The organism is Aristaeella hokkaidonensis (genome assembly GCF_018128945.1).
GTDB classification, from domain to species: Bacteria; Bacillota; Clostridia; order Christensenellales; family Aristaeellaceae; genus Aristaeella; species Aristaeella hokkaidonensis.
The window spans coordinates 276,586-289,104 of sequence record NZ_CP068393.1 but is presented as its reverse complement, the minus strand read 5'-3'; the positions used below and the strand labels follow the sequence as shown (position 1 = coordinate 289,104).

Below are 12,519 nucleotides of genomic sequence, written 5' to 3'. Positions count from 1 at the left end.
CTGCCATGCTACAGCTGTCAAAGTTCCGGAGGTTTCACCGATCGGAACTTTGGTAACAGCGATCGCAAAAGTTTTCATTATTCATTGGAAGATCAGGCTTCCACAAGCCTGATCTTCCTCACTTCTTCCTCTTCCGGCGTCATATACGCGGTTTTCTGGTGCGTATAGATCACCTTGCCAGGCGCTGCTCCGGAAGGCTTTTTGACGTACTTCCGCAGGGTATAGTCCACCGGCACCAGCGAGCTGCGCTGTCCTTTGCTGTACCAGGCAGCCAGCATTGCCGCCTGCTTCATCGTCGTCAGGGGAACCTCGCCCTCATGGCAGATCACCACATGGCTTCCCGGCATATCCTTGGCGTGCAGCCAGATGTTCTCCCCCTTTGCGCCGAGGGTAATCCGGTCGTTCTGGGCCGCGTTCTTGCCCACCAGGATCTCAATCCCGTCCGTGGAAACATAGCGGTAGGGTTTGCTGCCCGGCAGCTGCCGCTGCTGGCGGCGATTGGTATTCTTTTTCATGTAGCCGGTTCGTACCAGCTCCTGGCGGATTTCCTCCAGTTCGCTTTCACCGACGCACTTGTCCACGTCCAGCAGCATGCCTTCCAGGTAGTCCGTCTCCTCCAGGGTTTTGTCCCGCTGCTGTGCGGCGATTTCCATGGCGGAACGGGCTTTCTGGTATTTCTTGAAGTATTTCTGGGCGTTCTGGCTGGGCGTCAGCCGGATATCCAGCGGCACAGTCAGGGTTCCGCCCTCCGGATCATTCCAGTCAGGCAGTTCCGCCTCCGTCATGCCTTTCTTCAGCTGATAGAGGTTGGCGTTGATTGCCTCACCCATCCGGCGGTATTCATCCATTCGCTCTGCGGAAGAAAGCTCTTCCATCTGGATTGCCAGTTTCCGCTGGCAGCGCTCCAGCTGGCTCTTCAGCATCCGGATCATGGTGGCACTCTTCTGGTTCAGTCGTTCCCTGGCGTCCCGTGTCCCGAAGTAAACCTCCAGTGCCTCGCTCAGCGTTTTGCAGGACCGCTGCAGGTCCGTCGGCCTGGACAGATAGGCAAAGGGGAAAACGTCTTCCGCCTCTCCGTTGTCCTTCATCAGCACCCGGGCGTCTGACATGAACGGCAGTTTTTTCAGGAACGCTGCCAGGCGTTCGCAGGCATTCTTCAGGTCTGCCGGCTGTTCCTCCCCGGGCTGCAGCACACGGCAGGCCAGTTCCTCCGCCGATGCGCGGCTGAGGCCTGTGATGGTATCCGCCAGTGCACGGCTCAGCCGGGCGTCCGGCATCGCGCTCAGGCGTTCATACAGTGCTTCTTCTGTCAGTGTTTCCGGATTCAGCTTGTCCTGTGAGGGTGGCGGAAGATATGTCATCCCGGGCTGGATCTGCCGCACCCGGCTCATTTCCGGGTTCACATGGCGGGTTGCTTCCAGGATCCGGTCGTTCTCGTCCAGCAGGAGCAGATTGGAATGCCGGCCCATGATTTCCAGCACAAGGCGCCGGAGCACATGATCCCCCAGTTCGTTGACCGCGTCCATATCCACATAGACGATCCGGTCCCCCTCAACCTGCCGGATTTCCGTGATCCGCGCTCCGGAGATCTGCTTGCGCATCAGCATGCACATCGCCGGCGGCTCCAGCGGATTGGAATAATTGTTCATTGTCAGATGGCAGCGGGCATTGTTCGGCGAGGCGCACAGAAGAAGCCGGTGATTCGTGCCTCCCGCACGTATCACCAGCACAACTGTATCGCGCTCCGGCTGGGTGATCTTGTCAATCCGCCCGTCCCGGAGGATCTCATTCAGTTCCCTGGCGGCAAATCCCACCGTCAGTCCGTCCATCGGCATATGCTTGTCTTTCCCCTCTCCGGTCTCATATACCATCCGGCATCGACCGTGAATTGGTGCTCCCGTAAACCGGGTTATTCGGATTATACCATGTATGTCCGGAAAAAGCATGAAAAAAATAGGGCCGGGAGGGATTTCTCCCTGCCCGGTCCTGAAGGATGAGGATAAGGATAAAGCTTGATTAACGAACCTTCGCGTGAAGGATCGGGGACAGCGGCTTGTAGATCAGGCCGGCCACGACGCTCAGCACCACGCCCTTCAGCAGGTTGAAGGGTCCGGTGATCATAAGCAGCAGCTTCCACTCGCTGTCAACGCCCGCCACATTGGCGAACCGCAGGATACCGTCCATATCCATGTGGAAAGCGCCCATGTAGAAAGGCAGCATGATATACTTGTTTGCCAGCACGCCGGCAACGACCATGCACAGTGTGCCGATGGCCATACCGATGATTGCGCTCTTCCGGGTTTTATTCTGCTGGTAAATCAGCGCAGCGGGAAGCACCAGGGCGGTACCCATGATAAAGTCCGCCAGCTCGCCGATACCGGCGCTGGAAGAAGACAACAGGCCGATCAGGCTCTTGAGCGCCAGGATCATCATGCCCGGAACAGGGCCCATGGAAAAGGCGCCCAGCAGAACCGGGATATTGGACAGATCCAGTTTGTAGAAGGCAACGATCGGGATCTGGATCAGGAACAGGATGGATGCGGCCGCTGCCAGAATGGCAACGCGGGTCATCACGCCGACGGAGAAACGGGTCTTTGTTGTGCTAACCATGGCTGAAAGCCCTCCTTCAAATGAGCGCGCCCCCTCAAAGCAACTTCTCGGTTTGCTTCAAGGGGGCGGAGAGCTTAAAAGCGCACGCAGGCGCATATTTGACTCTTTTTCCGTTCTTCTCTCATCCAGACTTTACTGTCGGCTCCGGAATTGGACCGGATCGGCTGAGCAGGAGCTCAGTTCGCGGGCTTTACCGCCGGTAGGGAATTTCACCCATCCCCGAAGAAGCTTTAAGTGGTACGCAATGTACGGGTACATTATAGGGATTATTGCCTCATTCGTCAATCCCTATCTGCATCTTCTCTTGCATAAATCAGTTCGATGAACGCCTTGATCTGTTCATCCCAGAATCCCCATTCATGGACGGCGTCCGGTTCCTCATGGCTCATCACACTCCAGCCGTTCTTCCGCAGGGCCGGAACGAAGGCCTTGTGCTGATCAAAGAGGAAGTCCTTCGTGCCGCAGCTGACATACAGCCAGGGCTTATGAGCAGCCTTTGCGTTCTTCTCCGTCAGGTAAAAGAGATCGTATTCCGAGCCTTTGATCTGCTTCTGGCTACCGAACACCCGGTCGATTTCAGTGCCCAGGTGCCGCTGGTAGAAGATCGTCTCCAGGTCCACCGCGCCGCTGAATGAAGCCGCGCCGGCGAAGTGTTCCGGATAGGTCAAGGCAAGCCTCATGGCGCCGTAACCGCCCATACTCAGGCCGGCCACATAGGTATCCTCCGGTTTGTTGCTCAGCCGGAAGAAACGGTGCATCGTTCTCGGCAGCTCGTCGCTCACATAGTCCCAGTACTTTTCCCCGTAGACTTCATTGCAGTAGAAGCTGTGATTGACTGCCGGCATAATCACCGCCAGGTTGTGGCTCGCAGCATACCGTTCCACAGAAGTCCGCCGCATCCAGATCGAATGGTCGTCGCTGTATCCGTGCAGCAGGTACAGCACCTTCGGCGGCCGTTCATCCTTGGACGATCCCATCCCGATGCCCTGGTTGACCTCAGGCAGGATCACATTCACAGTGGATGCCACATTCAGTGCTGCGGAGAAAAACTGAACCTGTAAAAATGCCATGGAACCTCTCCCCTTTCGGTTCTTTTGCCGGGTTGTCTCCTGTTATTCGCACAGGGCCTTTGCGATCTTCGCACCCAGCCTTGCGTTGTTGAAAACCAGCTGGATGTTTGCCTTCAGGGAATCGCCGCCGGTCAGCTTCTGGATCTTGTCCAGCAGGTAAGGCGTGGTCTGTTTCCCGTGAATACCCAGCTTTTCGCATTCAGCAATGGCTTCATCGATGTTTTTGTTGATGTAGTCCGGATCCATGGAGTATTCTTCCGGAATCGGATTGGTCACCAGCATGCCGCCCTGCAGGCCGCAGTCCAGCTTCACTTTGAAAGCATCCGCCACTTCCTTGGGGGTGTCCAGCCGGTAGTCTACCTTGAAGCCGGAGGAACGGGTATAGAAGGCGGGCAGCTCTTCAGTGCCGTAGCCAATCACCGGTACGCCGTGTGTCTCCAGGTATTCCAGGGTCAGTCCCAGGTCCAGGATGCTCTTGGCGCCTGCGCAGATCACCATCACAGGAGTCTGTGCCAGCTCTTCCAGGTCAGCGGAAATATCCATGGTGGTTTCGGCTCCGCGGTGCACGCCGCCGATACCGCCGGTGGCAAACACCCGGATGCCCGCCAGGGCAGCGCCGATCATGGTGGTGGTCACGGTGGTTGCGCCGTCCTCGCCGCGCATCAGCAGCACCGGCAGGTCACGGCGGCTGGCCTTGGTGACAGCCAAGCCCTTCTTACCCAGGTATTCAATCTGTTCCGGGGTGCAGCCCACGGTAATTTTCCCCTGGATAATGGCAATAGTCGCAGGCACGGCGCCGTTTTCCCGGATGATCTTCTCTACGTTCAGCGCCGTCTCCACGTTCTGGGGATAAGGCATACCGTGGGAGATAATCGTGGACTCCAGGGCAACAACAGGCTTGTTGGCCGCCAGTGCTTCCTGCACTTCAGGGGATACGGACAGATATTTGCTCAGATTCATAACGAATGCTCCTTTTCACATTGAAAGACCCAGTTTCAGATCAATTGCTTTATTACTTAATTTCGGGCTGACTGCCGCGGAATCCTCCGCGCAGATGGCGGATGCCGCCAGCGCCCGGTCTGCTGCCTGCATGGTATTCAGGCCGCTCAGGTAGGCGTCAGCCGCTGCCGCCACAAAGGCGTCCCCGCAGCCGGAGGAATTCACCACCGGACCCGGAATACAGGGCAGCAGCACACCGCCCTCCCGGGCGTCATCCGCCCATACGCCTTTACCTCCCAGGGAAATATAGACCCGCTGAACGCCCAGCCGGTGCAGCGCGTCTGCTGCCTTCGGCAGGTCCGCGTCTCCGCCGATGATCATGCCCGTCAGCAGTTCCGCTTCCGGCACATTGGGTTTCAGCAGCGTCAGGCGGGAAAGCAGCGGTTTCAGGCGTGCTGCCTTGGATACGGACACCGGATCCGCCGCCATCGGTACAGTAATATGTTTCGCGAGCCACGCCAGCGTTTCCTCCGGCAGGTTCGCGTCAGCGATCACCATACTTCCGTGGTTCAGCACCGGCAGCAGGGGCTCCAGCTTGTCCGGCGTCAGCTTGTCACAGATGGACATGTCCGATACGGCCACGTTCAGGTCGCCGTCCTGGCCGTTGATGCACAGGTAGGCTGAGGTGTTTTCCCGGGGCTCCGTAAAGCTGTACTGCAGGTCAATGCCGGCCTTCAGGCAGTGTTCCCGGATCATTCCCGCATAGGGATCCTCCCCCATGATGGTAATCAGGGAAACCTTTCTTCCCAGCAGGCACAGGTTTTCTGCGATGTTCCTGCCCACGCCGCCGGGAGTCAGGGTAATCCGCCCGGGATTGGAATCTCCCTCGCGCAGCGGATTCGTTGGTGTCCCGGCCAGGTCCATGTTAACCGCGCCGATTACAAATACCGGAGCTTCGGTCCGCAGCCGGGCCTGGCGGTCAAATACCGGTCCTTCCCTGCGAGGCACAGGGGATGTATACAGGTTCACCGGATTCACTCCCAATCATTTCTTTTCTGACAGAATGACAGCCGGGCAATCGGCCCGGCTGTCCGTGTTTTTATTTCAGCATGGACTTTTCCCAGCAGTCGTAAGGCTTCAGTCCCAGAAGCTCTACCACCGTGGGAGCAACGTTCGCCAGACCGAAGGGGCTCTCCATGTCCATCTCGTGCCGTTCATCCGCGTCATGGATGATGAAGGGGACGGGCCGCAGGCTGTGGGCCGTACGGACGGAAACAACGCCTTTCTTGTTCTTCTCCAGCATCTGGTCGCTGTTGCCGTGGTCGGCAGTCACCACCAGGATGCAGCCGTGCTCATCGCAGGCTTTCTGGATCCGGGTCAGGCAGAGATCAACGGTCTCCACCGCGATTTCCGTGGCATACAGGTTGCCGGTGTGGCCGACCATGTCGCCGTTGGGGAAGTTGCAGCGGATAAAGCCGTACTTGCCGCTCTCGATGGCTTCGATCACCAGGTCGGTGATCTCGGTGCCCTTCATCCAGGGGCACTCATCAAAGGAGCGCACGTCGGAGGGCACTTCCTGCCAGGTCTCCAGCTCTTCGCTGAACTTCTCACTGCGGTTGCCGTTCCAGAAGTAGGTCACATGGCCGTATTTCTGGGTTTCGGAGCAGGCATATTCGTTGATGCCGTTCTCCACCAGCAGCTCGGTCAGCGTGTGGCGGATCTGCGGCGGGTTCACCAGGTACTTGTGGGGGATGTGCAGGTCGCCGTCATACTCCAGCATGCCGGCATACAGCACCTTGGGCATCACGCCCCGGTCGAACTTGTCGAAGGAAGCGTCGCCGTCAAAAGCCATGGAAAGTTCCAGGGCACGGTCGCCGCGGAAGTTGAACAGGATCACGCTGTCGCCGTCCTTCATGGCGCCGACGGGCGTTCCGTTCTCAGCAATCACAAATCCGGGCAGATCCTGGTCGATCACGCCGGGCTGTTCCGCACGGTAGGTTTCAATGGCTTCCTTGGCGGAGGCAAAAGCGCGGCCTTCACCGTGTACATGGATGTTCCATCCCTTTTCCACCATGCTCCAGTTGGCCTGGTAGCGGTCCATGGTGATCTGCATGCGGCCGCCGCCGGAAGCGATGCATACGTCAAAGGAAGCATCCTTCAGCTCCGCAATGGTATTCTCCAGCTGGTCCACATATTCCAGGGCGGAGGTGGCGGGAACGTCACGGCCGTCCAGCAGGATATGCACCCGGGCCTTGCTCACGCCTTCAGCCTTGGCTTCCTTCAGCATGGCCAGCAGGTGGCCGATGTTGCTGTGCACGTTGCCGTCACTCAGCAGGCCGATGAAGTGCAGTGCGCCGCCGGAAGTCTTGACGCCGGCAACCAGCTCTTTCCAGGTATCGGAAGCATAGATGCTGCCGCCTTCAATGGATTCGTTGACCAGTTTGGCACCCTGGGAGTAGACCTGGCCGCAGCCCAGTGCGTTGTGGCCGACTTCGCTGTTGCCCATGTCGTCGTCTGAGGGAAGACCAACGGCGGTGCCGTGGGCCTTGATGGTCCGGAAAGGATCATTGGCTTTCAGCGCGTCCAGGGTAGGAGTCGTGGCCTGCATGACCATGTTTCCCAGCGCTTCGGAAGATTCACCCACACCGTCCATAACAACCAGTACAACGGGCTTTTTCATATCGGAATTTCCTCCTGTAACAGATATTAGGAATCCCTTTCCGGACAAGCCGGAGCGGGAATAGTCTAACCCTATAAACGATACAGGAAACCGGCCAAAAAGTCAATGTTGAAGCATGGCCAATATACGTTTTGTACCATGGACGGAAGTCCATTTCCAAAGCGTTCCTGCATTATCCGGATCAGGCAGTAAACCGCCTTTATTTCTTGGTCGGCAGCGGTTCATCAAACGGGATCCACTGATGGTTCTTAAAACACCAGATATAATGCTTGTAGCGGGGATGATCCCGCCATCCGTCCACCGTCGCGGCGTGAGAAGGATAAAAATACGACTCGGTATTGGGATGTTTCTCCCGGAAGCGGCCGATCTGCTCCTCAGGCAGTTTGCGCATCATATTCGCCCAGAAGCGTTCCAGCGTCTGGATGTCATCCAGCGGGGAAAGATCGGTCACAGGACACCAGGTGATGTTCAGGTCCAGCAGTTCCGTGCAGTTGGCCAGCGCGGACAAATCGCTGAAGGAATTCTTGAACAGTTCCGCGTATTTCAGGTGCTTCAGCTGTCCGATGGGCGTAATATCGGTCACCTCGTTGTCCGCAATAATCAGCAGTTCCAGGTCAGGTACATACTGCAGGAAGTCCAGGGCGGTCACGTTATTGTGTCCGATATCGAGCGCCTTCAGGCTGGGGCAGTATTTCAGCAGTTCCAGGTTGCTGGAATTCAGTTCTTTCCCGGAACCGATCCGGTTCATTGTTGAATAAACGGTAGCTTTGGAGGAGACATAATGTCCCTTGCCCAGGTTGATTTTCCAGTCAAAATGGATATCCGGATACTCCTCGATCAGCGGAATCATATCCTTGTTGGACGGATTCGTCTTATTGGAGTTATCGACGCTTTTCAGGTTGGGGCAGAGCTGGACGATCGCCCGCAGCTCATCAATGGTCACCCCTGCGTCCTTGGGCTTCAGGTCAAGATCCTCCACGTCATCGGAGAATGTGACTTTTCCCCAGGCTGTCGTGAAATGGAAAACGGAGTTTTCCGGCATCGCGTTCTTGATTTTCAGCAGGTCCGTGGGCTTGAACTTATTCTTTTCCAGCGTCAGCTCAGTCGGCTGGTTGGCGGTAACATATTCAATCGCGGATTTCACTGAAGAAAAGGACTTTGTTTCGGCAAAACACTGCGTTGAAATCAGGCACAGTGCCGCAAGAACCGTGCACAGGATAAAGCGCTTGATCATATGCATACTGTTTTCTTCCCCTCTGACAGTTTTCTTCTTCGGAGCCGGCAGAACCTTGCTGTTTACGGATTGCGAAGTTCCCGGACAAAAAGAAATTTTCTCATACTTCCCACCCGTTGTCAATGCGGGCAGAAACGCAAAGCAGCCCGCTGCATATTGCTGCGGGCTGCTTTCATTACAAGGGTTATTTAACGGCTTCGGCGCCCTTTTCCATGGCCTGCCGGTTGATGGGCAGCAGGTGCTCCTTTTTCGGGCCGAAGGTGGCCTTCAGTGCTTCCATGGCGGAGTCGATGCTGACTACGCCGGTCTTCTCCAGGATCGCGCCAAGCATGACCATGTTGGCGGTCCGGCTGTTGCCCAGCTGTTCCGCAATGCCGTTGCAATCCACGGGAATCGCGGTGATATCATCCCGGTCGGGGGTGATATCGATCAGGGAGGAGTTGTACAGCATGATGCCGCCCTTCTCCATGGCAGGAGTGAACTTGATCATGCTGGGCTTGTTCATAATCACGGCGATCGGGATTTCCGTCACCAGCGGAGAACCGATGGGTTCATCGGAGATTACCACGGCGCAGTTGGCTTCGCCGCCGCGCATTTCCGGGCCGTAGGAAGGCATCCAGGAAACGTTCATCCCCTCGTGCATGGCAGCCTTGGCCAGCAGCTGGCCGATCAGCAGCACGCCCTGTCCGCCGAAACCTGCAATCAGAAATTGAGCTTCCATGAATCACTCAACCTCCTTTTTCACACCCAGCGGGTACTGGGGAATCATGTTGGCTTCCACCCATTTCAGCGCCTCCTGGGGCGTCATTCCCCAGTTGGTGGGGCAGGCAGACAGCACTTCCACCAGGGAGAAGCCCTTGCCGGCAATCTGCATTTCGAATGCCTTTTTGATGGACTTCTTGGCTTCCATGATGTGCTTCACGTCATGCACGGATACGCGGGAGATGTAGGCGGGGCCGTCCAGGGTTGCCAGCATTTCGCTGACCCGGATGGGATAGCCGCACAGCTTGGGATCCCGGCCGTAGGGAGAGGTGGTGGTCACCTGGCCCGGCAGGGTGGTGGGCGCCATCTGGCCGCCGGTCATGCCATAAATGGCATTGTTGACGAAGATTACGGTGATATTCTCGCCGCGGGTCGCAGCGTGGGTGATTTCCGCCGCGCCGATGGAGGCAAGGTCGCCGTCTCCCTGATAGGTAAACACGATGTTGTTCGGGTTGACCCGCTTGCAGCCGGTGGCCACAGCCGGAGCGCGGCCGTGAGCGGCTTCCATCATGTCACAGTTGAAATAGTCATAGGCAAACACGGCGCAGCCAACCGGTGCAATACCGATGGTCTTTCCCTGGATACCCAGTTCGTCAATGGCTTCCGCCACCAGGCGATGGATGATACCGTGGGTGCAGCCGGGGCAATAATGCAGCGGCTTGTCGGTCAGCAGCTTTGTTTTTTCATACACAACAGCCATGCTTATTTCCCCTCCTTGGCAAGATTTTCAACCTGGGTGATGATCTCCCGGACCGTCGGCACAATACCGCCGGTGCGGCCGAAGAAGTGCACGGGCTTTTTACCGTCCACCGCCAGCTTCACGTCGTCCACCATCTGACCCATGCTCATTTCCACGGTCAGGAAGGCCTTGGCATGCTCAGCAGCCTTGGCAATCGGGGCCGCCGGGAAGGGCCACAGGGTGATGGGACGGATCAGGCCGGCCTTGATGCCTTCGTCGCGCAGCTTGCGCATAGCGCTGCGGGCAATACGGGCGGTGGTGCCGTAGGCGACGATGACGTAATCCGCGTCATCGGTCATTTCTTCCTGCCAGCGGCATTCAGTCTGTTCCATAACAGCGTACTTGGCGTACAGCTTGTTTACATGCTTTTCCAGCACGGCGGGATCAATGTACAGGGAGTTGATGATCGCCCGTTCCCGGCCGCAGTCCGGCGTCCAGCCGGTCGCCGCCCAGGTCTTTTCGGGCAGGTCCGTCTTTTCCTTGCGTTCCGGCATCTCCACGGGCTCCATCATCTGGCCGATGAGGCCGTCGCCCATGATCAGCACGGGATTGCGGTACTTATCCGCCAGGTCAAATGCTTCCTGCGTCAGTTCCACCGCTTCCTGGACGGAAGAGGGAGCCAGCACCAGCATCCGGTAGTCGCCGTGTCCGCCGCCGCGGGTGGACTGATAGTAGTCGCTCTGGGCGGGCTGGATGGAACCCAGTCCGGGGCCGCCGCGCACCATGTTTACGATAACGCAGGGCAGTTCCGCGCCTACAATATAGCTGATGCCTTCCTGCTTCAGGGAGATTCCCGGGCTGGAGGAAGAGGTCATAACCCTCGCTCCGGCGCCGGCCGCGCCGTAGACCATATTGATGGCGGCCACTTCACTCTCCGCCTGCAGGAAACAGCCGCCTTCAATCTTTGGCAGCCGCTTGGACATGTATTCCGGGATCTGGTTCTGAGGGGTAATGGGATAGCCGAAGAAGAAGCGGCATCCTGCCTGGATCGCGGCTTCGGCGATGGCTTCATTTCCCTTCATGAGCATTTTTTCACCCATGGATTCGCTTCCTCCTTTATTTCTCCACTTTGATTACGGCGTCGGGGCACATGCGTGCGCAGAACGCGCAGCCGATGCAGGCTTCCTGATCCGTAATTCCGATGGGATGATATCCTTTGGTGTTGATCTCCTTGCTCAGCGCAAGCAGATGCTTGGGACAGACATCGGCACAGAGGCCGCAGCCCTTGCAGGTCTCACGGTCGATGGTCAGCTTGGCCATGACTTCCGCCTCCTTAGAAAATGATTAAGCCTATTATAGGTTTCCCTTCCCTGTGAGTCAACGAAGGTACAGGAAAAATACCGAACAGAAAAAACTGTTGCTCAGACAAAAACATCCGTCATCACACGGATGTTTTGTCCGGAACTATTAATTCTGAATTCTGAATTCGTAATTCTGAATTTCTTTCAGGAATTCTCCCAGCATTGTCCCGACTTTCCGGTTATACTCCGCGTTGGGGTGCCATCTTGCGCCTGTTTCTTCCTCGCCGTAATCCGGCATCACAAAGGAATACACTTCCTTCATACCTTCCGCCTGCACCCGGCGGACAGCCTCTGCTGCCAGTTCCGGGTGACATTCGGTTCCGGGCAGGATCCAGACAATTTGAGCTTCCGGGTTATATTTCCTCACCTTCCGGATCAGGTTCACAGCACCCTGGATCGCCGTTTCCCTGTCCGCCTCAAAGGACTGCCGTTCGTTCATACCGTTGTTGTCGTTGGTCAGCAGGCGGATACAGACAATATCAGGCTGCCAGGAACTGAAATCCCAGGCTTTCCGGCATCCCCTTGCTTCCGCTTCCGGTCCCTGCAGCACGCCGGCGGTATATTCATAGGCGTCGGTCATGTTGTTCTTTTCCGTATGCTGGTAATCCCAGCATACGCCCCAGCCGCTCTGGGACAGGATGCTCCGCTCCGCGTTCAGGGCTTCGCAGGCATACCAGGAGTAGTTCCCCCGGGCTGTAAACCAGGGTGTCACCCATTCCATGTTGTCCCGGGCCGCCAGCGCGCCTTCGCCGCTGGTCAGGCTGTCGCCGATGAACTCGATCCTGTGTTTCTTCGCCGGCAGTTCCAGCAACTCCCCGTCGATACGCAGGCTGTGAAGCAGCACGGTTGCCGCCGGCTGATCCGGCATGCACTGGGTTTCTTTCATCAGGGTAACCGTCCGTTCCTGTTCCGCCTCCAGGCCCAGCAGCAGCGGATACATCCGGATCCCCGGTTCCACCGGGAAGCGGGTAATCGGCTGCCCGTCCGCCAGCACAATCATCCACATGATCGGGGACGCAACCGGCGCCTCCAGCTTTGCCCAGGCGTCCGTTCCGCGGAAGCGGAATTCTATCCCGCTCCCGGTCCAGTCCAGTGCCAGCGGCTTGTGTGTTTTGTCCATCCGCCCCATCAGGCGGATCTCCGGCATCTCCGCCGTGATCTCAATAGTCTGGAAACTCACAGGT

The 12,519-nt window shown here is 57.4% G+C and carries 12 protein-coding genes and 1 riboswitch; all 12 genes read right to left on the bottom strand.

Features of this window, described 5'->3' with window-relative positions; genetic code table 11:
• Positions 1 to 92: 92 nt before the first annotated feature.
• Complete coding sequence (locus JYE49_RS01310) at positions 93 to 1,871, bottom strand: Rqc2 family fibronectin-binding protein (RefSeq protein ID WP_179217255.1); 1,779 nt, start codon at positions 1,869 to 1,871, stop codon at positions 93 to 95.
• A 145-nt stretch (positions 1,872 to 2,016) separates the two neighbouring features.
• Positions 2,017 to 2,610 carry an ECF transporter S component gene (locus tag JYE49_RS01305; protein WP_093956549.1) on the bottom strand — a complete coding sequence of 198 codons (594 nt, stop codon included), beginning with the start codon at positions 2,608 to 2,610 and terminating at the stop codon, positions 2,017 to 2,019.
• Positions 2,611 to 2,719: 109 nt separating this feature from the next.
• A riboswitch (FMN riboswitch) is annotated at positions 2,720 to 2,841 on the bottom strand.
• A gap of 50 nt (positions 2,842 to 2,891) precedes the next feature.
• Positions 2,892 to 3,680, bottom strand: a complete 789-nt coding sequence (locus tag JYE49_RS01300) for an alpha/beta hydrolase (protein WP_093956550.1) — start codon at positions 3,678 to 3,680, stop codon at positions 2,892 to 2,894.
• Between the two features lie 42 nt (positions 3,681 to 3,722).
• Positions 3,723 to 4,640: a pseudouridine-5'-phosphate glycosidase gene (locus JYE49_RS01295; protein ID WP_093956551.1), complete on the bottom strand. Its 918-nt coding sequence runs from the start codon at positions 4,638 to 4,640 to the stop codon at positions 3,723 to 3,725.
• 15 nt (positions 4,641 to 4,655) lie between these two features.
• Positions 4,656 to 5,648: a carbohydrate kinase family protein gene (locus JYE49_RS01290; RefSeq protein ID WP_143754466.1), complete on the bottom strand. Its 993-nt coding sequence runs from the start codon at positions 5,646 to 5,648 to the stop codon at positions 4,656 to 4,658.
• 70 nt (positions 5,649 to 5,718) lie between these two features.
• Entirely contained in the window at positions 5,719 to 7,299 is a 1,581-nt protein-coding gene (gene gpmI, locus JYE49_RS01285; protein WP_093956553.1) for a 2,3-bisphosphoglycerate-independent phosphoglycerate mutase, read from the bottom strand.
• Positions 7,300 to 7,498: 199 nt separating this feature from the next.
• Positions 7,499 to 8,539, bottom strand: coding sequence for a leucine-rich repeat domain-containing protein (locus tag JYE49_RS01280; protein WP_093956554.1), 1,041 nt, complete (start codon positions 8,537 to 8,539; stop codon positions 7,499 to 7,501).
• Between the two features lie 178 nt (positions 8,540 to 8,717).
• Positions 8,718 to 9,254 (bottom strand): 2-oxoacid:ferredoxin oxidoreductase subunit gamma family protein, encoded by a 537-nt coding sequence (locus JYE49_RS01275; protein ID WP_093956555.1) that lies wholly within the window; start codon positions 9,252 to 9,254, stop codon positions 8,718 to 8,720.
• Positions 9,255 to 9,257: 3 nt separating this feature from the next.
• Positions 9,258 to 9,995 (bottom strand): thiamine pyrophosphate-dependent enzyme, encoded by a 738-nt coding sequence (locus tag JYE49_RS01270; protein ID WP_093956556.1) that lies wholly within the window; start codon positions 9,993 to 9,995, stop codon positions 9,258 to 9,260.
• A gap of 2 nt (positions 9,996 to 9,997) precedes the next feature.
• Positions 9,998 to 11,074 carry a 3-methyl-2-oxobutanoate dehydrogenase subunit VorB gene (locus JYE49_RS01265; protein WP_093956557.1) on the bottom strand — a complete coding sequence of 359 codons (1,077 nt, stop codon included), beginning with the start codon at positions 11,072 to 11,074 and terminating at the stop codon, positions 9,998 to 10,000.
• Positions 11,075 to 11,090: 16 nt separating this feature from the next.
• Positions 11,091 to 11,294, bottom strand: coding sequence for a 4Fe-4S dicluster domain-containing protein (locus JYE49_RS01260; protein WP_093956558.1), 204 nt, complete (start codon positions 11,292 to 11,294; stop codon positions 11,091 to 11,093).
• A 147-nt stretch (positions 11,295 to 11,441) separates the two neighbouring features.
• A complete protein-coding gene (locus tag JYE49_RS01255) occupies positions 11,442 to 12,515 on the bottom strand; it encodes an SGNH/GDSL hydrolase family protein (protein WP_093956559.1) in 1,074 nt (357 codons plus the stop codon).
• Positions 12,516 to 12,519 lie beyond the last annotated feature (4 nt).